This window comes from Acinetobacter pengchengensis (genome assembly GCF_982235305.1).
In genome coordinates this window covers 2,127,840-2,151,057 of record NZ_CEVATJ010000001.1, presented here as the reverse complement: position 1 = coordinate 2,151,057, position 23,218 = coordinate 2,127,840, and the positions used below count along the sequence as shown (strand labels likewise).

26 protein-coding genes and 1 pseudogene are annotated in these 23,218 nt (G+C 41.6%); 21 read left to right on the top strand and 6 right to left on the bottom strand.

Annotation, left to right across the window (positions count from 1 at the left end):
- Positions 1 to 30 precede the first annotated feature (30 nt).
- Positions 31 to 1,371 (bottom strand): aminodeoxychorismate synthase component I, encoded by a 1,341-nt coding sequence (gene pabB, locus AC0T5Z_RS10460; RefSeq protein ID WP_291341128.1) that lies wholly within the window; start codon positions 1,369 to 1,371, stop codon positions 31 to 33.
- Between the two features lie 311 nt (positions 1,372 to 1,682).
- On the opposite strand from pabB, the gene AC0T5Z_RS10455 reads away from it, so the two are divergent.
- A complete protein-coding gene (locus tag AC0T5Z_RS10455; RefSeq protein WP_435337348.1) occupies positions 1,683 to 2,147 on the top strand; it encodes a hypothetical protein in 465 nt (154 codons plus the stop codon).
- A gap of 97 nt (positions 2,148 to 2,244) precedes the next feature.
- Here the strand turns inward: AC0T5Z_RS10455 and AC0T5Z_RS10450 are convergent, their stop codons facing one another.
- Positions 2,245 to 2,793, bottom strand: a complete 549-nt coding sequence (locus AC0T5Z_RS10450; protein ID WP_291341116.1) for an NUDIX hydrolase — start codon at positions 2,791 to 2,793, stop codon at positions 2,245 to 2,247.
- 123 nt (positions 2,794 to 2,916) lie between these two features.
- Here AC0T5Z_RS10450 and AC0T5Z_RS10445 point away from each other — a divergent pair, with 123 nt between their 5' ends.
- The 9 genes from AC0T5Z_RS10445 to AC0T5Z_RS10405 all read left to right on the top strand — a co-directional run bounded on the left by AC0T5Z_RS10445 (position 2,917) and on the right by AC0T5Z_RS10405 (position 11,286).
- Positions 2,917 to 3,513 carry a CoA pyrophosphatase gene (locus tag AC0T5Z_RS10445; protein WP_136143983.1) on the top strand — a complete coding sequence of 199 codons (597 nt, stop codon included), beginning with the start codon at positions 2,917 to 2,919 and terminating at the stop codon, positions 3,511 to 3,513.
- 32 nt (positions 3,514 to 3,545) lie between these two features.
- Positions 3,546 to 4,076 (top strand): gamma carbonic anhydrase family protein, encoded by a 531-nt coding sequence (locus AC0T5Z_RS10440; protein WP_291341113.1) that lies wholly within the window; start codon positions 3,546 to 3,548, stop codon positions 4,074 to 4,076.
- 160 nt (positions 4,077 to 4,236) lie between these two features.
- Complete coding sequence (gene tsaB / locus AC0T5Z_RS10435; RefSeq protein ID WP_291341112.1) at positions 4,237 to 4,902, top strand: tRNA (adenosine(37)-N6)-threonylcarbamoyltransferase complex dimerization subunit type 1 TsaB; 666 nt, start codon at positions 4,237 to 4,239, stop codon at positions 4,900 to 4,902.
- 12 nt (positions 4,903 to 4,914) lie between these two features.
- A complete protein-coding gene (locus tag AC0T5Z_RS10430; RefSeq protein ID WP_104852431.1) occupies positions 4,915 to 5,739 on the top strand; it encodes an undecaprenyl-diphosphate phosphatase in 825 nt (274 codons plus the stop codon).
- Positions 5,733 to 6,554 carry a class I SAM-dependent methyltransferase gene (locus tag AC0T5Z_RS10425; protein ID WP_435337349.1) on the top strand — a complete coding sequence of 274 codons (822 nt, stop codon included), beginning with the start codon at positions 5,733 to 5,735 and terminating at the stop codon, positions 6,552 to 6,554. Before AC0T5Z_RS10430 ends, AC0T5Z_RS10425 begins: the two co-directional genes overlap by 7 nt.
- Positions 6,555 to 6,700: 146 nt before the next feature.
- Complete coding sequence (locus AC0T5Z_RS10420; protein WP_435337350.1) at positions 6,701 to 8,110, top strand: C13 family peptidase; 1,410 nt, start codon at positions 6,701 to 6,703, stop codon at positions 8,108 to 8,110.
- Positions 8,111 to 8,128: 18 nt separating this feature from the next.
- Positions 8,129 to 8,968: an S-formylglutathione hydrolase gene (gene fghA, locus AC0T5Z_RS10415; protein WP_291341107.1), complete on the top strand. Its 840-nt coding sequence runs from the start codon at positions 8,129 to 8,131 to the stop codon at positions 8,966 to 8,968.
- A 168-nt stretch (positions 8,969 to 9,136) separates the two neighbouring features.
- A complete protein-coding gene (locus AC0T5Z_RS10410; RefSeq protein ID WP_435337351.1) occupies positions 9,137 to 10,240 on the top strand; it encodes a YjgN family protein in 1,104 nt (367 codons plus the stop codon).
- 14 nt (positions 10,241 to 10,254) lie between these two features.
- Positions 10,255 to 11,286, top strand: a complete 1,032-nt coding sequence (locus tag AC0T5Z_RS10405) for a M48 family metallopeptidase (RefSeq protein WP_435337352.1) — start codon at positions 10,255 to 10,257, stop codon at positions 11,284 to 11,286.
- A 10-nt stretch (positions 11,287 to 11,296) separates the two neighbouring features.
- Here AC0T5Z_RS10405 and AC0T5Z_RS10400 read toward each other — a convergent pair whose 3' ends face one another.
- Entirely contained in the window at positions 11,297 to 11,578 is a 282-nt protein-coding gene (locus tag AC0T5Z_RS10400) for a DUF2218 domain-containing protein (RefSeq protein ID WP_435337360.1), read from the bottom strand.
- A 229-nt stretch (positions 11,579 to 11,807) separates the two neighbouring features.
- Here AC0T5Z_RS10400 and rpe point away from each other — a divergent pair, with 229 nt between their 5' ends.
- From rpe to AC0T5Z_RS10355, 9 genes and pseudogenes are all read left to right on the top strand, one after another.
- Entirely contained in the window at positions 11,808 to 12,494 is a 687-nt protein-coding gene (rpe, locus tag AC0T5Z_RS10395; RefSeq protein WP_291341103.1) for a ribulose-phosphate 3-epimerase, read from the top strand.
- 426 nt (positions 12,495 to 12,920) lie between these two features.
- Positions 12,921 to 13,217, top strand: a complete 297-nt coding sequence (locus AC0T5Z_RS10390; protein WP_435337353.1) for a hypothetical protein — start codon at positions 12,921 to 12,923, stop codon at positions 13,215 to 13,217.
- 44 nt (positions 13,218 to 13,261) lie between these two features.
- Entirely contained in the window at positions 13,262 to 13,441 is a 180-nt protein-coding gene (locus AC0T5Z_RS10385; protein ID WP_435337354.1) for a hypothetical protein, read from the top strand.
- Positions 13,442 to 13,486: 45 nt separating this feature from the next.
- Positions 13,487 to 15,520 (top strand): multicopper oxidase domain-containing protein, encoded by a 2,034-nt coding sequence (locus AC0T5Z_RS10380; RefSeq protein ID WP_435337355.1) that lies wholly within the window; start codon positions 13,487 to 13,489, stop codon positions 15,518 to 15,520.
- Positions 15,507 to 16,460 (top strand): copper resistance protein B, encoded by a 954-nt coding sequence (locus AC0T5Z_RS10375; RefSeq protein WP_473786282.1) that lies wholly within the window; start codon positions 15,507 to 15,509, stop codon positions 16,458 to 16,460. The genes AC0T5Z_RS10380 and AC0T5Z_RS10375 overlap by 14 nt, the downstream gene beginning before the upstream one ends.
- Before the next feature lie 310 nt (positions 16,461 to 16,770).
- Positions 16,771 to 17,538 (top strand): annotated as a pseudogene (locus AC0T5Z_RS10370) (cation efflux transmembrane domain-containing protein); the annotation flags it as partial.
- Between the two features lie 145 nt (positions 17,539 to 17,683).
- Positions 17,684 to 18,001 (top strand): quaternary ammonium compound efflux SMR transporter SugE, encoded by a 318-nt coding sequence (gene sugE, locus AC0T5Z_RS10365; protein WP_291341095.1) that lies wholly within the window; start codon positions 17,684 to 17,686, stop codon positions 17,999 to 18,001.
- A gap of 96 nt (positions 18,002 to 18,097) precedes the next feature.
- Positions 18,098 to 18,589 carry a methylated-DNA--[protein]-cysteine S-methyltransferase gene (locus AC0T5Z_RS10360; protein ID WP_291341093.1) on the top strand — a complete coding sequence of 164 codons (492 nt, stop codon included), beginning with the start codon at positions 18,098 to 18,100 and terminating at the stop codon, positions 18,587 to 18,589.
- Positions 18,590 to 18,640: 51 nt separating this feature from the next.
- A complete protein-coding gene (locus tag AC0T5Z_RS10355) occupies positions 18,641 to 19,279 on the top strand; it encodes a nuclease-related domain-containing protein (protein WP_435337357.1) in 639 nt (212 codons plus the stop codon).
- Between the two features lie 64 nt (positions 19,280 to 19,343).
- Here AC0T5Z_RS10355 and AC0T5Z_RS10350 read toward each other — a convergent pair whose 3' ends face one another.
- The gene (locus AC0T5Z_RS10350) at positions 19,344 to 20,111 is read right to left on the bottom strand and encodes a hydroxymethylpyrimidine/phosphomethylpyrimidine kinase (protein ID WP_291341089.1); all 768 of its coding nucleotides are present in this window, start codon (positions 20,109 to 20,111) and stop codon (positions 19,344 to 19,346) included.
- Positions 20,112 to 20,199: 88 nt separating this feature from the next.
- On the opposite strand from AC0T5Z_RS10350, the gene AC0T5Z_RS10345 reads away from it, so the two are divergent.
- Both AC0T5Z_RS10345 and AC0T5Z_RS10340 read left to right on the top strand, forming a co-directional pair.
- Positions 20,200 to 20,856, top strand: coding sequence for an HAD-IA family hydrolase (locus tag AC0T5Z_RS10345; RefSeq protein ID WP_291341087.1), 657 nt, complete (start codon positions 20,200 to 20,202; stop codon positions 20,854 to 20,856).
- A gap of 87 nt (positions 20,857 to 20,943) precedes the next feature.
- The gene (locus AC0T5Z_RS10340; protein ID WP_435337358.1) at positions 20,944 to 21,309 is read left to right on the top strand and encodes a hypothetical protein; all 366 of its coding nucleotides are present in this window, start codon (positions 20,944 to 20,946) and stop codon (positions 21,307 to 21,309) included.
- Positions 21,310 to 21,414: 105 nt separating this feature from the next.
- Here AC0T5Z_RS10340 and hemJ read toward each other — a convergent pair whose 3' ends face one another.
- Both hemJ and AC0T5Z_RS10330 read right to left on the bottom strand, forming a co-directional pair.
- The gene (gene hemJ / locus AC0T5Z_RS10335; protein WP_435337359.1) at positions 21,415 to 21,867 is read right to left on the bottom strand and encodes a protoporphyrinogen oxidase HemJ; all 453 of its coding nucleotides are present in this window, start codon (positions 21,865 to 21,867) and stop codon (positions 21,415 to 21,417) included.
- A gap of 17 nt (positions 21,868 to 21,884) precedes the next feature.
- On the bottom strand, positions 21,885 to 23,114 hold the full coding sequence (locus AC0T5Z_RS10330) for a beta-ketoacyl synthase N-terminal-like domain-containing protein (RefSeq protein WP_291341082.1): 1,230 nt from the start codon (positions 23,112 to 23,114) through the stop codon (positions 21,885 to 21,887).
- Between the last annotated feature and the right edge of the window lie 104 nt (positions 23,115 to 23,218).

Here is a 23,218-nt window from a genome sequence, read left to right as displayed (position 1 = left end):
TTCACTCGCTTTTTTTGTTTTTACTTCATGCTATAGCACAGGTTTATACCAACGATTCAATAAATCCAACATGGCTGAAACTTTGTCAAAACATTCTTGATATTCTGCTTCACATACAGATGCAATCGTGACTCCGCCACCTGCCCATAATGAAACATCTTGCTGATATTTTTGAATAGAACGGATCAAAATATTCCAGGAACCCGTTCCATCTGCATCAAAATAACCCATAGAGCCGCAATAGGCGCCACGTGCTGCACCTTCTAGTTCATCTATAATTTGCATGGCACGAATTTTTGGTGCACCTGTAATTGAGCCACCTGGCAAGGCAGACATCAATACAGCAAAAGGATTCATTTCTGCTTTTAGTGTTGCAGTAACTTCACTGACCATGTGATGCACTTGATTAAAAGACTCAATATTGAATAACTTTGGCGTTTTGACGCTGCCAGTTTCGGCATAAACACTTAAATCATTACGTAATAAATCTACAATCATCACATTTTCGGCCTGATCTTTTTCAGATTCGCTTAATTGTTGTTTCGATTGTCGGTCTAATTCAGGATCATCATAGCGTGGCATCGTGCCTTTAATTGGTTTTGTGGTAATTTTTCGATTTTCCTCAAAATTAATAAAGAGTTCGGGCGAACAACTTAAAATTTCAAAATCACCAATACGTAAATAACCTGCATAAGGTGCATTGGTCAGTTGCCAAAACTGAGCAGCAGTTGCTAAAAGTGGACCTTGAGCCTCAGCGCTAAACTCTTGCGTAAGATTAATTTGATAACAATCTCCAGCGACTATATAGTCTTGAACACGCTGAAAGGCACGTTGGTAATCTGTGAAATTCCAGCGTGCTTGACACTTTTGGCTTAATTCAAACTGTTCAACTACGGCTGATTGGGTATATAAATTAAAAATAAAATCAAAAGTTTGTGTTGGATTGTCGTCTGAACTATAAAAATACCAGCCATCTGGTTCTTGCTGTAAATAGCTTTTAAATTGACCTAAAAAAGCACTTGGCTGGGCGCGGGATTGCATATCGATGTGTTGCTGTGCTGCTGCATCATACGAAATAAAACCCATTAAACTGCAAAATGGGGCAGTGTTTGTATCATTTGAAGCACCGAGATGAGCTGTTAAATCTAATTGAGTTGAACTTAATTCGTATTGATTCAATGCTGTTTTTTGAAAGTAAAAATGTTGATGGTTTTGTTCCACACAATAGCATTCAGCCAAAAATGCAATACGTGCCTTTCCATTATTTTGCAAATAAATACAATGTGAAAGTGCTGCCAAAGCTTGCAGAATTTTTGCAGCCTCGCATTCAGGTTCACAGAATAATTTTTTAAAATGATTAGGATAGGACATAAAGTGTAAACAGCTGAGAGATTTAAAAAGGCTATTTTACATGATTACAGCACATAAAAAGTAAATAACCGTTTGTCGGTAAGATGTGGATTGCGACCAACAGCAGTTGAACAAAAAATAACTCAGATATACCTTTGTACGTGCAAACCGGCTGCTCAAGGAATGTGTGTCAGTGTTGTCCTCATCAAATAAAAAAACAATCATTGGCACTGAGTGGTAAAACCAAAAAAATAATACTCTCGGGAGAGTAACAAGATGAAAAAATTTACTAAACTTGGGCAGATATAGCACCAAATGCCACAGCAACCGATATGTCAGGTCAATGTGCTGAAATTAGTCAGACTGGTGCTGAATATGTGGATACAAATGGTGTGCAGCAATACCGTATTGGTGTGTTAGGTGCAACCGATATCGACAATAAAGCAGTCACTTTGCGTATGATTTTAGCCAATCCAAAATTTCATAAACTTGATGGCGCAGTCATTGGTTTGAACACCAAAATTGAAGCTGTCGAAGGTGGGGTTGGTCAAGTGGTGGGTGGTGCACGCGCCAATATAGGCAATTTAGTTGCAGCCAACTCCACACGTATTACTTTGTCAGATTTTAATGGCGCAACAGTGAAGTGGAGCAATATTTATCATGCACAACTTGCAACCTACGTGGCTCAGAACCCAACTTTAGCAACTGATGCAGATAAAGCTTTGGTGAAAGCCCAGGGTGGAGCGGTAAGTCTAGATGTTGCTGAGTGTTATAACCCAAATAGAGTGCGTATTTAGCATTCATTTTAGCTGATATGAGTTGACAAAAGCCCACTGTGAGAGTGGGCTATTTTTATTCAGATTTCAGGTTGGTTTAAATGAATATCATATGGGGTTAACCCGTATGATCGGTACGTGAACCTAAGGTTTCTAAATGAATCGTGAAATGATTGTTTTTTCGGTCTGTAAAGTAGTGCTGTAAAGTACGTTCTACACTTGGAAACGCCAATTCAGACCAGGGAATCTCATCTTCACTAAACAAACGTGATTCGATGGTTTCTTCACCTGCACCAAATTGACCATTCAACAATTGAGCTTTGAATAGCACATAAATTTGCCCAATCCGAGGAATGTTATACATACAGTAAAGTTGTTCGATTTCAATTTCAGCTTCGGCTTCTTCGCGGGTTTCACGAGCAGAACCTTGCTCCATAGTTTCAAACATTTCCATGTAGCCTGCAGGTAAAGTCCACAAACCATAGCGCGGTTCAATTGCACGACGACACAATAATACTTTATTTTCCCAAACCACCAATGCACCACAAATGACTTTTGGATTGACGTAGTGAATGTTGCCACATGCGCTACAGACTTGACGTAATTGCTGATCGCCAAGCGGAATTTTCGTTGTTGTTTTTTGCCCACAATTTCCACAAAAGTTCATAGTGATCGTCATTGTTAAAGGGAGTTCTCAGAATAACTGAAAATTTCAACTTTGGCATCCTCTCTATCTATTGCCTAGCTATTTCAGCTATGATGAAAACTTAGACAAGGAGAGTTATAAGGCATGATTGATCATTCGCTCACGCATCTGTTACAGCAACGTTTGCGCTTTTCTAAAACGTTCATGGAAGCGCATGCAGCGGTGTTGATTGCTATTACCGACGAGTCTGATCCTAAGGTGTTGCTCACACGCCGCTCTACCTTACTCAACAATCATGCGGGTGAGGTGTCTTTTCCAGGTGGCAAACGCGATCCGCAAGATACCAGTAATATTGTGGTGGCATTGCGTGAAGCGCAGGAGGAAACCGCATTAAATCCATTTGAAGTGCAGTTGATTGGTGATTTGCCAATGCAAAAAGCTCGTAATGGGATGTTGGTTAAACCTGTGGTGGGGCTGATTCCCCCAAAAGTAGAACTAATTCCACAACCTTCAGAAATTGATCGGATCTTTTTTGCTTCTTTACAGCATTTAATGGAAGCGCCACCGATGCCGTATGAAGTGAGCTTTGCACAACAAAAATTATATTTTCCGAGCATGCAGATCGAAGATGAAGTAGTTTGGGGGTTAACAGCGCGGATGTTAGTATCTTTATTTGAATATGGTTTGGATTATCGTAAAGAATGGCCGTTTTTGTTAAATTCACCAACATTTAACAAATAGAAAAAATTTTGATGTGAGGATAGAAAGGAACTATGTTGTATAAATTTAAAGGATATGCGCCTCAAGCAATGCAGCAACCGTGGGATGGTTGGGTAGCTGATAATGCTACGGTCATTGGTCAGGTTGAGTTGGGGAAAAAAGTTAGCATTTGGTTTGGGGCTGTGGTACGTGCCGATAACAGTAAAATCAAATTGGGTAATTTTAGCAATGTTCAGGAAAATGCTGTATTGCATACTGATGCAGGCATTGAAATGCAGATTGGTGATTATGTGACTATTGGACATCAGGCGATGTTACATGGTTGTACCGTGGGCGATAACAGTCTGATTGGTATTAATGCGGTGGTATTGAATCATGCGGTGATTGGTAAAAACTGTATTATTGGCGCCAATGCTTTAATTCCTGAAGGGAAAGTGATTCCTGATAATTCTGTGGTGATGGGCTCTCCTGGAAAAGTGGTCAAGATTTTGGATGAATCTGCAGAAGCACGTTTAAAAATGAGTGCGCTGCACTATGCTGAACATTTTCAACAATTTGTAAACCTAGAGCCTGCCACACTCTAAATTAGAATTTGCATCGTTCAGTCAAACGCATATTTTGGCTTTAATTGCATAGAATTTTATACGCATGAATTGCAATCTGAGGCATGTAAATCCTCGCGTGAATTTCAGGAGTGGAGTATCATAACGCCAATTTTTGATATTTACTCCTTGAAGGTTGTGCATGAAATTGCTGGCATTGGAAACTGCCAATGAGCAGTGTTCCGTTTCGATTGTAGATGAAACACAGGAACTTTTTTTTCAATTAGATACGCGAGCAAAAGCACAAACGCAAACCATCTTACCGATGATTGAGCAAGGCTTTGCTGAAACTCAAATGAGTACGGCTGACCTGACTGCAATTGCCTTTAGTCGTGGCCCAGGTTCTTTTAGTGGTGTGCGAATCAATGCAGCAGTTACGCAAGCTTTGGCGTGGTCGCATGATGTGCCTGTAATTCCTGTATCGACTTTGCAGGCATTGGCGCAAGCGGCTTATCGTCTTGAAGGGTTAACTGCAGTTACAGCTGTGTTGGATGCACGCATGAATGAAGTGTATATCGCTAGTTTTGAGCTAGATATACAAGAAATTATGCAGGCGGTTGATCAGGAACAATTATTGAATTATAGCGACGCTGCACAAGTGGTACGCTTTCAATTGGTCGGTTCTGGTGCAGGCCTAATTGATCAAGAACAAATACAATACAAGGGCTTAAGTGCAACCGCACAAGATATTGCTACTATTGCACGCGTCTGTGCACAGCAACAGCAATGGGTCAGCGCAGAACAAGCATTACCTGTTTATTTACGTGACAATGCTTGGAAAAAAATTCCAGAACAAGGCAAGGCATAATTAGGGTTATTTATGGATCTTTTACTGCTGCTCAAAGCGGCAATTATGGGTATTGTAGAAGGGATTACCGAATTTCTACCCATTTCTAGCACAGGACATTTGATTCTAGCTGCAGAGCTAATGGACTTTTGGACCAAAGAAAAAAGTGATGTATTTGTGATTGCCATTCAAATGGGAGCAATTGCAGCGGTCATTTATGAGTATTGGACACGTTTATGGGGCGCAGCCACAGGTATGTTTACAGGCGAAGAAAAAGGTCGTCGCTTGGGCTTTGGTCTGATTATGGCGTCTATTCCAATAATTCTGATTGGACTGACTTTTGGACAAACTGTAAAAGAATTATTGTTTAATGATGTTGCCGTAGCCATTGGTCTGATTATTGGCGGTTTTATCATTATGTGGATTGAGAAACATCCACCACAAGTACGTGCACATGAAGTTGAAGACCTAACTTATAGAGATGCTATCTGGATTGGTCTGATTCAGGTGTTGTCGCTGATTCCGGGGACTTCGCGTTCAGGGGCAACCATTATTGGTGCAATGTTCTTAGGTGTTTCGCGTAAAGCCGCCACTGAATTTTCTTTCTTTTTGGGTATTCCTGTCATTATTGGCGCAGGCTTACTCGACTTGTACCAAAGCTATGATGTATTCCAAACCACAGAAGATTGGACGGTGCTCAGTTTCGGGATCATCGTTTCTTTTGTATCGGCGCTCTTGCTAATCCGTGCCTTGGTGGCGTATGTGGCTAAGCGAGATTTTATGATTTTTGCTTGGTATCGCATTGCTTCAGGTTTAATCATTTTATTGTTCGCATTCACAGGCTGGAAACTATGGTAAGCGAACTTCGCTTATACATAGAAGCCGAGTGGCTCACTCAAGCACAGCATTATTCTGCTGTGCTTTTGTCTAGAGGCGTGCAAACGCGCATTGAAACAGTAGAAAAACTGAATGCGCGTTTTTTGCGTTTGAACCCTGAATTGGCATTGTGTGTAGATGCTGAAGGGCTGTGGTTGTGTGCCAATGGCATGAAAATGCAACCCGATTGGAAAGCTGAAATTGGACGGCTAAAGCGTGCCTCTTTAAAATCAGAAATGATTGCTCGTGCCTGTAATTTGTCGGAAAAACCAAGCCTGATTGATGCTACGGCAGGACTAGGACACGACAGCTTGCTTATGGCATATTTGGGTGCTCAGGTCACGTTGTTGGAGCGTCATCCTATTCTTTTTACTTTGTTGGAAGATGCTAAACGCCAAGCTGAAGATGATCCTTTCTTGGCACGTGTTGTTGCACGTATCCAGTTGGTTTTTACAGATTCAGCAGATTATTTACGCAACTGCGCAGCGCGGGGAAAAATTGTTGATGTGGTGTATTTAGACCCGATGTTTCCGCAGAGAGATCAACATCAACAGACACAGAAAAAGCAGGCTCAAGTCAAAAAACAAATGCAGTTATTACATTTGTTGTTACCTGAAGATGGTGAAATGGATTTAGGTGATCATTTATTAGGCTTAGCACAGCAAATTGCCAAACGTGTTGTAGTGAAGCGTCCACGTTTGGCAGTATTTTTGGCGGGGCAGGAAACTACACATCAATGGCATGGTGATGCATGCAGATTTGATGCTTATTTCCAAGCAAATTTGAACAACGGGTAGATTTCTACCACTAAAGCAGTGGCAAGGCATTCAATGCTTCTATAATGCACAAAGATTTGTTATATAGTTAAAATTAACAATTGATAATTACGACGACAAGCATAAACTTGGAGTGTGGAAACGCGAGCTGCGATTAACAGAATCCTATGATTGACTTCAAACCCTCCATTAATTTTTGGCACGATTTTAAAAGCAACCAAGCCGCGGGCGTTTGGTTATTTTTGGGTTCGCGACGCTCTTTGCAAATTATTCGTCCATCTATCTTACAACTGATTTTTTGGGGGATTTTAGGCGGTCTTGCCAATACCTTATTCAGTTGGTTGGTGGCGGGAGAAGTGAGTGAATTTAACCCACAGGGTTTGGTCAGTTATGCCTTGTGGCCGTTTATTGCCTTAATTGTCGGAATTATTCTTTCTCAGCGTGTCAATAACCCGCGCTTATTGTTAGTCCCTGCTTTGTTGTGGCTAGTATTAGATACTCACGTTGCTTTATTACAAAGCTTGATTCAATACATGGGCATGATGGATGTCTTGCCGTATGTGTTGTATGACTATTTGCCTATCATTTTTATGGTGCTTTTTGTTTGGCAAAGCTTGGCCGTGGTGTGGGTGTTTTCACGTGAGCTGCATTGGCCGTGGTGGGAAAGGGCACTGATTGTTTTGGCGACCTTATTCACTTTGGTGGTTTGGCAGATGTCAGTGAAAAGTCAGCCCATTTGGAAAGTAGAAGAAGTTCCACCAAGTTTAAGCGAAGAAGCTTTTTATGCACAAAGCCGTGTACTGAATAAAGCTTTAGACAGTATTCAATATGGGGAATTTGCCCAATCGCATTGGTACTTTTTAGGGGTTGCAGGGGCGAGCTATCAAGACGTATTTATGTCTGAAATTGAGCGGATTCGTGAACAGTTTGATACCCGTTTTGGTACTTTTGGGCGTTCGATGGTGCTCATTAATAACCCAATGACCCGCAATGTAATTCCAATTGCCTCACAAACCAGTATTGAATTGGCGCTGCGCCGTATGGGGCAACGCATGAACCGTGAAAGTGATGTGCTATTTTTATATATGACCTCACATGGTTTAAAAGACCATTTTGAAATTGAAAATGCACCACTTGACTTAAATCAGGTCGATCCGAAATGGCTGCGTGATACTTTGGATAAATCGGGTATTCGCTGGCGTGTGATCGTTATTTCAGCCTGTTATTCAGGTAGCTTTGTATCCGCCTTGCAAGATGATAATACCTTGGTAATTACTGCATCGGCAGCAGATCGTGAGTCGTTTGGTTGTTCAAACGAAGCTGACTATACTTATTTTGGTCGTGCCTTTTTTGATCAGGCCATGCGTGAACAAAATTCATTTGCCAATGCCTTTAATGAAGCCAAAGTGACTGTGGCCAAATGGGAGCAAGCGCAAGGTTTTGAGCCTTCAGAGCCGCAATGGGCGATAGGTAAAAATATGGAATTGATGCTGCCACAATTAGAGCAGCGTTTGTTTCCACAAAAAAGTGTTGCAACATCGGCAGAAATTCAATTGAGTGCGCAATCTGTTCAATAAGCCAAAGAGGAGAGGGTGATGGAGTTAATTCAGAACAACCGCTGTTTTGAGGGTGAGCAACGGATTTATCGTTTTCATTCTAATGCTTTACAGACTGAAACTCAGTTTGGCATTTTTTTGCCCGAACAAGCTTTGGCGGGACAGGCTTGTCCTGCGGTATTTTATTTGGCAGGTTTAACCTGTAACGAAGAAACTTTTGCGATTAAAGCACATGCACAGCACATGGCAGCGCAATTGGGACTAATTTTGATTAGTCCAGATACTTCACCACGTGGTGAAGCTGTTGCTAAAGGTGACCATTGGGATATTGGACAGGGTGCAGGTTTCTATATCAATGCCACACAAGCACCGTGGGCGGCACATTATCAAATGGAAACTTTTGTAGCCGATGAGCTTTATCAATTGGTACGACAACAGTTCCCAATTCAGCCACAGCAAGTGGGTATCATGGGGCACAGTATGGGTGGTCATGGTGCATTGACCCTCGCGTTTAAATATCCTGAAAAATTTAAGTCCGTGTCTGCTTTTGCTCCGATTTGTGCACCAACCCAATGCCCGTGGGGTGAAAAAGCGTTTTCTAATTATTTAGGCTCAGATCAACAACTATGGTTACAGCACGATGCGACTGCTTTGGTGCAGGCCAAAGGTGCATTGTTCAGTGAAATTTTGATTGATCAGGGATTGAAAGATCAATTCTACAGTCAGCTCAATCCTGCATTATTTCAGCAAGCTTGCGATGCAGTTGGGCAAAAATTGAGTTTGCGTGAACATGCGGGCTATGATCATGGCTATTATTTCATTCAAAGCTTTATAGATCAGCATTTACAATTCCATGTGGTGCAATTGCAAGCAGACTAAGCCAAGCAATCAATTTTACACATTGATTTTTAAACTTTTCTAGGCACGTTGTTTAGTTTTTAATAGAATGGTGAACACTTGTTTTTTTACCAATTAGAAAGATTGCTCATTTGGGTTTGAGTGTCTAGGTAAAAGAACGACTGCACAATAAAATAACTAAGGCATCACATGCACAATTCAGAATGGGATTTACCACAACAAACACCGTCATCTTCCCCGTTTTTTCCAGCGGAGCCTACAACGCCGCCTGCGCTGAATCCATTACTTGGACGGATTCATCATTTTCAGTTTCATGGTAGCGCCTCAGAGTATTTTGGCATTTGGATTGTCAATATTTTATTGATGATTGTAACCTTCGGGCTATATGCACCGTGGGCAAAAGTACGTCGTTTGCGCTATTTTTATGGCAATACCGAATTAAACAAACGCCGTTTTGATTTCACGGGCATCCCACATAAAATTTTATTAGGGCGTTTAATTGCCATTGGAATTTATGTTGCGATCTCGGTGATTTCCAATTATTCAGTCAAAGCCATGCTCATTGGCGTGGTGACTTTATATTTAGTTGTGCCGTGGTTGATTCGAGCGACCCTTCGTTTCAAGGCGCGAAATAGTAAATTTGGTAATGCGCGTTTTTATTTTTCAGGTAGCAACAAAGAAGCCTACTGGGTATTTTTAAAATGTATCGTGATTAATCTGTTTACTTTAGGCTTGTTTTTTCCTGTATTGGTGTGGATGTATAAGCGTTATTGCCTAGACCATTTATATGCAGGACAGCTTAAATTTAAATTAAAAGCTGACTGGCCTGCTTTTATGCGCGCGATGTATATACCTATTTTCTTATTCTTTGGTATTTTGCTTGCTGTGGGGATGATTTTGGCTTTGTCAGGACAGTTAAGTCGAAATCCTGCACAGTTGCTTTGGTTGTTTTTAGCGGTTTATCTGCTGGGGTTGTTTTTAATTTGGCCGCTGATGTCGGCGCGAATTTTTATCACTACATGGAACAATACCAGTATCAGTGGTAGTGAATTTCAGACCGATTGCGGGCAGTGGCACTATACTTGGATTGTGGTGACCAATTGGATTGTGAAAGTTCTGAGTTTGGGGTTAATGACTCCATGGGCAGCCATTCGTTTATATCGCTATCAGGTTGAGTCTTTAAGTCTACATTTAAAAAATGATCCAGATTTGATGATCAATCAACTGCAAGCTGAACATAGCGCACTTGCAGAAGAAATCAGTGATATTTTTGATATTGATGTATCGCTGTAAGGTGGGAGAGAAATATGGCTGAACAGGTCGTGGATGTGGTGTTTTATGATGGCGTGGTATCTAAACCATGGCCAGCCAAAATCTCGCCTATTGATGCTCAGTCGGTACTCATTTGTTATGGTGAGAACTTACAACAACAACGGCGCTATCATTATCAAGACATGATGTTGGTGGGCGCACTGGGTAAAATTCAGCCTGTCATTGAACTTAAAGACGATGCACGTATTGAGTTTTCTCAAGCGTTGCCTGACTGGTTTCAACTACGAAATAAACAGCTGCAGCATTCCATCTGGAAATTGGAACGTACGCCAAGCTTGATTGTATTTAGTCTGTTTTTTGTGATGTTGATGGTATTTGCCACCGTACAATGGGGCATTCCGAGTGCATCCAAATACGTTGCCTTTCAATTGCCTGCGAACACCTTGAATCAAATTGGTGATGAAGCAGAGCGTTATATTTTAGATATGACAGCTCCTAGTCAATTACCTACAGCGCGTCAGCAGAAAATTCTGAAAGATTATCGCAAGCTCATTGCAGGAGATACACCTGCTAAAGTGCTGTTTCGACAAGGTAATCGCTTAGGAGCGAATGCTTTGGCAATTCCGAATAACACCATTATTTTGACCGATGAATTGGTGGAATTGGCGCAGAATGATCAGGAAATTTTTGGTGTGTTGGCGCATGAACAAGGGCATTTGGCAGAAAGACACAGCTTGCAACAAGCTTTATCGAGCTTAGGGTTTAGTATTATTTTGCTTGCGATTACAGGAGATGGTACAGATTTAGTTTCGACCTTGCCTGTGGCGCTCGTGGGGGCAAGTTATTCACGTAATTTTGAATCTGAAGCAGATCATTATGCTCTAAATACCATGCACGCTCAGGGCATTCCAACCATTCATTTTGCTCATTTTTTGGAGCGTTTGGCACAAGATACAGGAGAAGACATCGGCAAAAGTCCTTTGGATTTTTTGCAAAGCCATCCTGCAACACAAAAACGTATTCAAGCAGTCAAGGATTTTGAGCAGACGCAGCGTTTAGCGCCTTAACATCAATCAGTTAGTGTTGTTGCCAAACCGCGCTCAATTCTGTTTGTCCCATACGATTTAAATGGTCAAGCACGACTTGTTCGAGGTAACTTAAATCTGTTTCAGCATCTTTGGCTTGAATTTCAACCACAAGCTTATGTGTTTGAGGCGTGAGCAGAATTGTGGCGCTTGGCATCATAATTTGGTATTGGCTTGCATTTTCTACAACGTTAAATTTATGTTTCCAGTGGTTGAGTAGCCGCTTGGCAATGCGACTTGCTTGTGTTGTTTGAATATGGGCAGTACTATTCATCATCTGTTGAAACCAGCATTTTGTTTATATGAGTAAAGACCTTTACCATAACAAAGTCAGACTGAAAGAAAAGTGGAATCCTGCAACGGAGCGTTGCGGAAATAGAATTATCAAATTGGATGATGTAACTGAAGAATCGAACTGAATGATCCAATCGTAACAGAATCCACAACACCAAGCAGTGTTTGCTATAATGCGCCTCAATCCCAATATTCAGCCAGGTTCTCCCATGTCCAAGCCTTATTTAATTGCGCCGTCTATTTTATCTGCAGATTTTGCTCGTCTAGGCGAAGAAGTGGAAAATGTACTTCAGGCAGGTGCCGATGTGGTGCATTTTGATGTAATGGATAATCACTATGTGCCGAATTTAACTTTCGGCGCAGGTGTGTGTAAGGCATTGAAAAACTATGGTATTACTGCACCAATTGATGTGCATTTAATGGTAAAACCTGTAGACCGGATGATTGGTGATTTTCTTGAAGCGGGTGCAGACATTATCACGTTCCATCCTGAAGCTTCAGAGCATATTGACCGTTCATTGCAACTGATTAAATCGGGTGGAGCAAAAGCGGGTTTGGTATTTAACCCTGCTACACCGCTACATTATTTAGATTATGTACTTGATAAAGTCGATCAGATTTTACTTATGAGTGTGAACCCGGGTTTTGGTGGGCAAAAATTCATTCCAATGACTTTAGAGAAATTACGTCAGGCACGTCAAATCATTGATGCTTCAGGTCGTGATATTCGTTTAGAAGTTGATGGCGGTGTAGGACCTGCCAATATTCGTGAAATTGCAGAAGCGGGTGCAGATATGTTTGTTGCAGGTTCAGCAATTTTTGGCAAGCCAGACTATAAAACAGTGATTGATGACATGCGCGCTGAATTGGCAAAAGTTGGCGCAGTCGAAGTATAAGTTTCTACAATCACAAGGTCTTAAGCTGTGGATAACTTTGTAGATAACTGTATGGATATCTATGTTGATAACACTATGGATAAGCCGATTAATTTATAAACATTGGTACATCAATTGTTTGTGACTTATACAAAATAAGTATAAAAAGGATTCAATAGAATCCTTTTTGTATATTTTAAATACACTGAATTTGTTTGGTATTTGCTCAGGTAGTCATAAAAATAAGTTGCTTAATATATAACTTGATTGTTTTAGTTGGCTTTTTAATCGCACCGATTCACTCAGTTTTTCAATGCAAAAGTTATTGTGTATAAGTGGGGCTTGAATTATATTGAGCGAGTTGTAGATTGTGGATTGCGCTTGGCAAAAATGTTCAATTCTTGCGCAATTTCAGGTTTACATCTTTCATACTCAGGAATTCATTTAGTGCTGACTCAACCCTACAAACAAATGTGGTTTGTTGTCCTGATGGCATTTGTCATGGGGTGGAGTGGTATTGTCAGTGCTGCGGTAAAACCTGCACACAATTGGATGATGTCAAATCATGCAGCAGGGTCTGAGCTTCTACATTCTGCAACCGCAGTGCCTATAGTGACATCTTTAGTAGATTGTCATACGACAGCTTTGCAAATGCATCCTGAAACCAAGCAGCATTTATCTGGGCATGATTCCAATGCCAACAGCATCTCAGTCAGCACACATCTGCAACGGATACCGATTTAAATGCGGCAGGTTGTTATGGCTCGGCTGAATTTTCTACTGCCAACATGAATTGTCAGGACTGTGTGCAGTTGCATTGTCAAAGCTTAAACAGTGTGTTGAATGTGCAAGTTCCTGAACTGACTCAACCTGCAGCACTCACATCTGTCAATATTCTATTGCCTGCTTATCACGCTCAACATTTACTTGGTCATTGGCAGCAAATTTTACGTCCACCCAAAGCTTAATCCTAAATTCAAAACACTTTTAAGTTTTATTTTAAGGATTAAGTCATGTCTAAATTTTATCAGCCTACGCTGTTTTTAACAGTCTGTGCATTGTATTCGAGTTCTGCGTTTGCCGCGGTCAAGGTATATCACCTGACCATTGCAGAACAAACAGTCAATATCACGGGAAAACCTGTTCAACGCATTACGGTCAATGGGCAGTTTCCTGCGCCTGCACTCGAATTTGAAGAGGGTGATGAGGCGGTAATTCACGTTAATAATCAATTGAAAAATCAGGATTCATCTATTCATTGGCATGGTTTATTGCTGCCGGGTTTGATGGATGGTGTGCCTGGATTTAATGGTTTTCAAGGGATTAAGCCACAAGGGCATTTTGTGTATCGGTTTAAAGTGCGCCAAAGTGGCACCTATTGGTATCACGCACATTCCAAAGGTCAGGAACAAGATGGCCTATACGGTTCATTGGTGATTCATCCTAAAGCCAAGCCAGCTGTAAACACACATGAATACACCGATCGTGATTATGTGGTGCTGCTGTCAGATTTTCATGAAAAATCTAGCAATCAAATTCAGAAAGATTTAAAAATTTCAGCCGAGTTTTATCAAAATCAGCGTGAAACGTTAGGTGATGTTTGGCGTCAAATACAGCGTGATGGACTAAAAGCCACATGGTCAGACCGTAAAATGTGGAATCAGATGCGCATGCTGAAAACTGACCTTTCCGATGTCACAGGCTATACTTTTTTAATGAATGGCAAGACACCTGAACAGAATTGGACAGGTGCATTCAAGCCAAATGAAAAAGTACGTTTACGTTTTATCAACGCCTCTGCGATGTCATTTTATGATGTGCGGATTCCAAACTTAAAAATGACAGTGGTCAGTGCAGATGGTCAGCCAGTCAAACCTGTCACTGTAGATGAGTTTCGTATCGGAACTGCAGAAACCTACGATGTGATTGTTGAACCTCAAGCAGCGCACTATCAAATTGAAGCAGAATCGATAGACCGCTCAGGTTTTGCTGTGGGTAGTTTGCAGAATGAACTTCATTCTGCATCATCAAATCTACAGCTGCCCGCAGCGCGTCCGCGTGCTTTACTCACCATGCAAGATATGGGGCATGCCACAGAACATGCAGATGATCATTCCAAAATGAATCATGCAGCGATGTCTGAGATGGACCATTCCAAGATGAATCATGCAAAGATGTCAGAAATGGATCACTCCAAAATGAATCATGTAGCGATGTCGGAAATGGATCATTCCAAAATGAACCATGCAACGATGCATGAAATGGATCATTCCAAGATGAATCATGCAGCAATGTCGGAGATGGATCATTCCAAGATGAATCATGCAGCGATGTCGGAAATGGATCATTCCAAGATGAACCATGTAGCGATGTCAGAAATGGATCATTCCAAGATGAATCATGCGGTAATAGATCATTCCAAGATGAACCATGCAACAATGTCTGAAAATACGCATACACAATATGGCATGCCTTCAGTAGAACACAAAAATGCGGTGGTATATGGATGGACAAATGCTTCTACACCTGCGGGGCATAAGGCCTTGAACTATGAAGATTTGAAATCGCTGCAGCTACAACCAGACACACGTAAACCTAGCAGTGAATTGGTCGTGCGTTTAGGTGGTACGATGGAGCGTTATATCTGGACAATCAACGGCAAGAAATTTAGTGACGCCACACCGCTCAAGGTGAAATATGGTGAACGTATTCGGATCAAATTTATCAATGACAGTATGATGGCGCATCCGATGCATTTACATGGCATGTTTATGCAGTTGGAAAATGGTCAAACGGCAGCAGAAATGCCGAATAAACACACCTTAATTGTGCCGCCAGGTAAAACTGTAACAGCACTGCTTACTGCAGATGAATTAGGTGAATGGGCCATACATTGTCATTTGCTCTATCACATGAGTGCAGGAATGATGAACAAATTGATTGTGGCACAGGTCAGCGATAATGAACCGCTTTCTACCACAGCAATTCAGGCGACTCAAACCTCTTCAGCGACAGCGCAAAAAGGAGCAGCACATGCACAACACTAATCTTTTTGCGAAAACAGTTTTGAGTATTTTTGTCTGCTGCATCAGCTCAGTTGGGTTGGCAGCAACAGAGGCGCATAGCGCACATGGCAGTTCCGCAAAGGTTGCAGCAATCGCAGCTAAGGTAAATACTCAATCGCATCAATCGCATCAATCGCATCAATCGCATCAATCGCATCAATCGCATCAATCGCATCAATCGCATCAATCGCATCAATCGCATCAATCGCATCAATTTGCTTCGCTCTTGCAAGAGTCGCAGTCACACGATCATCGTAAAGAACATGGCGCGCAAGTATATGCGGTGAGCACTTTAGATACGCAATGGCAAGTGAATGATCATGCCGAGGGAGTGCTCAAATCTAAATTACAAACTCGTATTGGAACCGATGAAAACAAGTTGTTTTTGAAAATTCATAGCGATAAACACGAATCACAAGCAACTGAATATGATGTCAAGTTGTTATACAGTCGTGTGATTTCGGATTTTTGGGATGTGCAAGCAGGTGTGCGTTATCGCCATGAAGTGAATCAGCAAGAGCATCAAATAGACCGAGAAGATAAGTTTGACGCTGTGTTTGGCTTACATGGTTTAGCTCCATATTTTTTTGAAACCGATGCTTATTTTTATTTGGGTGAGGATCAATATGCGGCTTTGAGTTTGGAAACCACACGGGATCTGTTATTGACTCAGAAATTGATTGCACAACCTTATTTAGATGTAGATGTTATTCTGCAGGATGATGCCAAATATGCGAAAAAAACAGGACTCAACCGTGCGGCTGTGGGTGTGGCAATGCGTTATGAAATCAGCAAGAACATCATGCCGTATATCAGTGCAGGTTATGAATATACGAAAGGCAATCAACAAACTGCTTGGCAGTCAGCAGCTGATTCCGAGCAGAGCGGCTTATATGCGATAGGCTTGCGTCTCAGGTTTTAATGATTACGACAATTATCGCTGCAACTTCTAAATAGAATAGATTGTCCCTAAATACATAGGCTTGGTTTATACTGAGCCTATTGTATTTTTGGGTGTGGCGTATGTCTTCATCAACTCAAGATCCTTAATCGAATCAAGATAAAAACTCAGAAAACCAAAATCTAAACAATGCTGGCTGTGGTCTGTCTTACGATACAAAAAAATCCTGTGCGGATCAAAATAGCGTTACATCTGCCATGACTACTCAAACAGATAAAGCAACAGTCTTATATTCATAACTTTTGAGTCCGTGCGTAAGTGCATACCATATAAAATGAATGGTGGTGCAGATGAACAAATGGTACGGATTGCTTTAGCAGACTATAATAATATTGCAGCCTTATCTTTTGATTTGCCTGCGCGACTGTTAATCGTTTACCACAGCAACCAATATGTCACAGAAATTAGCTATAAATTATGGGCATTGGGTTTGGGTGCTGTGTTGCAACAGACTGAAGCCAATACACAAACTGAACTACCTGTATCTAACAGTGCTGCACAACAAAAAGTGCTGTATGCCTTGCTTGGCATTAATGCTGCTATGTTTTTAGTGGAATTAATCGCAGGTTTAATTGCATCTTCGACTGGGTTAATTGCTGACTCCTTAGATATGTTTGCTGATGCTGCTGTGTATGGTTTGGCTTTATTTGTTGTGGGTCAATCCGCCAAGAAACAGCTCAAAGCTGCGCATTTGTCTGGTTGGGTACAACTGGGTTTGGCTGCACTGGTTATTTTTGATGTTCTGCGCCGTTTCTTCTTGGGCAGTGAGCCTGAATCCATATTGATGATGGGTATTGGCGCTGTAGCATTGCTGGCAAACGTCACCTGTTTATGGCTGATTTCAGGGCATAAGGATGGCGGAACCCACATGCAGGCCAGTTATATTTTTTCCGCCAATGATGTAATTGTTAATTTAGGTGTGATTATCGCGGGCGGTTTGGTGATGCTCACATGCTCGAATTATCCAGACCTGATTATTCGCTTAATTGTGGCCATGTTTGAGTTGAATGATGCGCGCAAAATTTTAAGTTTAAAATAGAGGGGTCATCGCTGCACGGTGGCTTAAATTTCAACAGGAGGAACGACCTCCCTTGTTTGGGTTTTGGGAAATAGGCAAAGTGACTGACACTCGACAAGAAAAATCATCAGGGCGGCCTGATTTCATGATATTGAAGGAGGGCGTTATGGCCTGGTTGATGTTGATATTGGCGGGTATTTTTGAAGTGGTTTGGGCATATTCCATGAAGTTGTCTGACGGCTTTAGTAAATTAACGCCTAGCATTGTGACGCTCTTTTTTATGATTTTAAGTTTTGCGCTTTTGGCCTATGCGATGCGTACTTTACCATTGGGCACGGCTTATACGATTTGGACAGGTATTGGCGCAGTCGGTTCATTTTTAGTGGGTATTTTTGTGTTAGGCGAACCTGCCAGTGCTATGCGTATGTTGGCTGCAGTTCTGATTATTTCCGGTCTGGTGTTGATGAAAATTTCATCTACATAATTGGGAATGTGGTTGTTTGGTATGTGCGTGCAATCACAGATCGGTTCGAGTTAAAACAGGGTGAGCTGATACCCTACCTGCTTGAGGAGAAAAATAATGCAATTGGCATTTACTGAAATGGACACTCCTGTAAGCGTGCTTAAATTGGTGGCTCACGATCACGCATTGGTTGCGGTAATGTGGGATAACGAAGATCATAAACGGGTACGTTTAGCCAGTTTAGTTCGACAAGATGATCATCCAATTTTGCTCAAAACTCAGCAGCAACTCCAAGAGTATTTTGCAGGTCAGCGTCAGCAATTTGATGTGCCTCTTGATTTTGAAGGCACTGAATTTCAGAAGAAAGTTTGGCAGGCATTATTAAGCATTCCTTTTGGGGAAACTCGCAGTTATAAGCAAATTGCCGAACAGGTCGGTAGTGTGAATGCGATGCGTGCTGTAGGGGCGGCAAATGGTAAAAATCCAATTTCGATTATTGTACCGTGTCATCGTGTGGTGGGTGCAAGTGGAAAGCTAGTAGGCTTTGCAGGCGGGTTGGATAATAAAGCGATTTTGTTAAGATTAGAATCTTCAAATTCAAAAGTTTAAATTACTGCGATTCAACAACAATTTTGATCATAATAAAGAAGAGCAGGGGAAATGTTAAAAACATTATTGTGGCAGTTTTGGTGGCTTATTCTGCTGGTTGCAGGGGTAGGACTGATCAAAATTTTCAAACCGTTTCTTAAGGGAAAGGCAGGAGAACTCGCAGTAAGTGCGCATGTGAAGTTGTATCTAGATGAACATTATATCTTGTTGAATGATGTAACTCTGCCTGATGAGTCCACAGGAACAACTCAAATAGATCATATTTTATTGAGTCCTTTTGGAATTTTTGTGATTGAAACAAAAAACTATAAAGGTTGGATTTTTGGTGGAGAACGCCAAAAAGTATGGACACAAAAAATTTATAAAAAGACCTATAAATTTCAGAATCCTGTCTATCAGAACTATAAGCATATAAAAGTTTTGGAATCAGTATTAAGCGATATTATCGAGCCTGAATATCTGCATTCTGTGATTGTATTTATGCCAGACTGTGAGTTTAAGACCCATTTGCCCAACAATGTTTTTAAAGGTAGTGCATGGGTTGAGCATGTCAAAGGTTTTCGGCATGAAGTTATTTCACCGATGAAACTGAAACGCATTCAACTAAGAATTGAAAAAGAACTACTCGATAAGTCTTGGAAAACCCATCGTCAGCATGTCGAAAATTTAAAACAACGGCACGAACATTAAAAAAGTTGCAATAAAAAACCCTGATACAGTGTGATCAGGGTATGAAAGAGTTGAACGTTAAATACTAAAACCTTTTCGGAATTTTCTGTCCATTCGGTACAGGCGTTTCCGCAATTTTAAGCACACCAAACAGCCAAGTTTCTGCATGTTGTACCGCTTGTTTCAGTTGATCTCCTAATGCCAAGCGACCTGCAATAAAACTCGCCAAAGAACAGCCTGAACCGTGATATTCACCTTCAAGACGTGGACAGCGGGTTTCGGAAACCATTTCATTGTTCATATACAGCGCATTACGAATGTGATCAGGGGTATCTTCATGCCCACCTTTGACCAAAACAGCCTGCGCCCCCATGGCAAATAATTTAGCCGTTGCACGCTCTAAATCATCTTCACCCGTTAAAGCGCGTAATTCCACAGTATTTGGCGTGATTAACGTCGCCAGTGGAATTAACTCGACAAATGCCTGAACCAACGTCGCTTGATCTCCTAAAGAACCACCACTATTGGCAACCAAAACAGGGTCAAGCACATATAAATAATCAGGATGCGCACGTAAAAAATCTGCCAGTGCTGCAATATTGTCAGTGGTGCCCAACATGCCGGACTTTACAACTTTAATGGGCAAATCATTCACCACCGCATTGGCTTGTGCCAACAACAACTCTTTAGAGGTGGCTTCAAAGCCAAACACTTGCTGAGAGTTTTGAATAGTCAGTGCTGTGCAGGCAATCGCTGCATGTGCACCGCTATTGCCAACGGCTTCAATATCAGCCTGTAAACCAGCACCACCCGAAGGGTCTAAACCAGAAAAACAAAGTACTGTTGGTCGCACACACATATCCTTCATTGCTTATATTTACGTTAGTATAGGCAACTTTGTAATAACTCTCGATAGTCATTTGTACTGATAGGCATGGATTGTGATTAACACCCTTTTAATTGATTTGGATGGCACGTTGACCGACCCGAAAGAGGGCATTACCGCTTCTGCACGCTATGGTTTGGCAAAAGTTGGGCATCCTATTGCAGATATGGAAAATATTGACTGGATTATTGGGCCTCCCTTAAAAGCCTCTTTGGCAAAATTACTCAATGTAGATGTGCATGACGTATTGGCAGAGCAAGCCTTAGCAGGCTATCGAGAGCGTTTTGCTGCAACAGGCTTGTTTGAAAATCACGTCTTTGAAGATGCTGCCGCAACCTTGGCAGCTTTAAAACAACAAGGCTATAAACTGTTTTTAGCAACAGCCAAGCCTGAAATTTATGCACGCCAAATATTGGATCACTTCGATTTATTGCAATATTTTGAATATCCCTATGGTAGTGAACTGAATGGCGAGCGTACCCATAAAGCAGACCTTATTCACTATATTTTGCAGCAAGAACAATTGCAACCTGAACAATGTTTAATGATTGGAGATCGTGAACACGATGTTTTCGGTGCGCGAGCCAATGGCATCGATTGTGTTGCAGTCGAGTATGGCTATGGTTCGGCTCAGGAGCTAGATTTGGCTGCACCAAAATACAGAATTCAGTGTTTTGCGCAAATTTTGTCGGTAGTCGAAAAATTACCTTAATTGGGGGCTATATCTGTTTGCACTTTTACCGCAGAGTTTTAGGCAGGATCATGCTTCAATATTTATATCCAGATTGAGAGGGAAGTTATGATGAAGCAAAGCAGTCAATCGATGACTTTTGTAGCAGTTTCAGTGTTCTTGACGGCATGTGTAAATAGCATACCCACACCTACACAGTCCGCAGCACAGGTCGAAATGTACACATCATTGCAACATCGTCAGTGTGAGCCTGACTCTGGTTTAACTGTTGCTGAGATTAGCCAACGTTTGCAGCAGGCACAGATTCAGGTATATCAGGCTCGTGTGGGTTCAGATGGAAGAATGTATGCACAAGTCTGTGGTGGGGCAGATGGACGAATTGCCATCGTGACTATTCCTCAATCTCAGCAGAAACAAGCAGAAGCCTTAGGGTTTAAGTCTTATCACGCAATCCAATCTATCAAAAATAAATAAGGCTGGAGTCAATAAAAAAACCTCAGTTCATATAGAGCTGAGGTTTTTTCTAACTCAATTGGAATTGAGTTAAGTTGGACGTATCTAGATGTTGCGGTTTAACGCTTAGAATTGCGGCTTAACCACCACTAAAATCACAATTGCCAGTAACAAAACTGTTGGCATTTCATTGAAGAATCGCCAAAACTTATGTGATTTATAATGTGCATTGCCAATTAGTTTTTGGCGGTAATAGCCACAAACCAAGTGATAAATCACCAATAAACCGACTAATCCCACTTTCAGGTAAAACCATAACGCATCGTGGTAATTCCGGGTCGCATCACCCCAATCTACCAAAAAGTGTGCCGTAATGAGGGTGGCAATCATAGATGGCCACATAATCCCTCGGTACAACTTGCGTTCCATGATTTCAAAACGCTGATGGCTCAGCGTATCTTCACTCATGGCATGGTAAACATATAAACGTGGTAGGTAGAACAATGCAGCGAACCAACAAACCACAGCAATAATATGTAATGCTTTTACCCATAAAAAAGCATCAGAAGGTGCATCCATCGATCATCCTATGGAGATTATTCATCCCACTTCTTGAAAATAAGGCAGGCATTTACGCCGCCAAAACCGAAACTGTTACTCATCACAGTATTCAATTTTGTGTCACGTTTTTCAAGTACGATATCAAATGGTTTTGCGCCTTCATCTAGTTCAGTAACGTTGATGTTTGGTGCAATAAAGTCGTTTTGCATCATCAAGACAGAGTAAATTGCTTCTTGAACACCAGCGGCGCCCAAGCTGTGACCTGTCATTGACTTCGTAGAGCTAAGTGCAGGAACTTGACCTTCGCCAAACGCACGTTCCATCGCTTTTAATTCTGTTACATCACCCGCAGGGGTAGAAGTACCATGTGTGTTCACATAGTCAATTTTTTCTACACCGTGTTGTTTTGCTTCGTCTAAAGCCATCAAGATACAACGTGTTGCACCTTCGCCGCTTGGAGCAACCATGTCTGCACCGTCAGAGTTTGCAGCATACGCAACCACTTCAGCTAAAATGTTTGCACCACGTGCTTGAGCGTGTTCAAGTGATTCAAGCACCACAAAACCACCACCACCAGCAATCACGAAACCGTCACGGTCTGCAGAATACGGACGAGATGCTGTTTCTGGAGTGTCGTTGTATTTAGAACTCAATGCACCCATCGCATCAAACAATAAGCTTTGTGACCAGTGATCTTCTTCACCGCCACCTGCTAGCATTAAATCTTGTTTACCCAATTGAATGAGGTTGTAGGCATAACCAATTGCATCGGCAGAAGTTGCGCATGCACTGGTAATTGAGTGCGCAATACCTTGTAATTTGAATGCAACGCCCAAGTTTGCCGTAATCGTGTTTGACATGTTGCGCGGTACGAAGAATGGACCAATTTTACGCGCACCTTTTTCTTCAAGCAGCTCAATCATTTCTGCAACAGATGCTGTAGAGTTACCGCCTGAACCACCTGCGATACCGTAACGTGGGTTGCCTGCTAAATCTTCTTGCTTTAAGCCCGCGTGTTCAATGGCATCTACTGCAGCGTTGTAAGCGTACATCGCACACACGCCCATAAAGCGTTTTAATTTACGGTCAATGTGGTCAAAGTTTTGTTCAGCTGCTGCACTTACGTGGCTTTTGAAATTAAGTTCAGCATAAGTTGGGTTGGAACGTGTCCCAGAAATACCGTTTTGTAAAGAATGAGTCACAGCTTCTAAAGTATTACCAATGCACGAGTTAATGCCCATGCCGGTGATTACAACACGTTTCATCTACAGATCCCTTTTATGGTGATAATGTCGAGCCGAACACCGTAATTGCCAAGCAATCGCTGATACGGTATGACTCATGTCTTACAATTGCGTTCATAATAGCA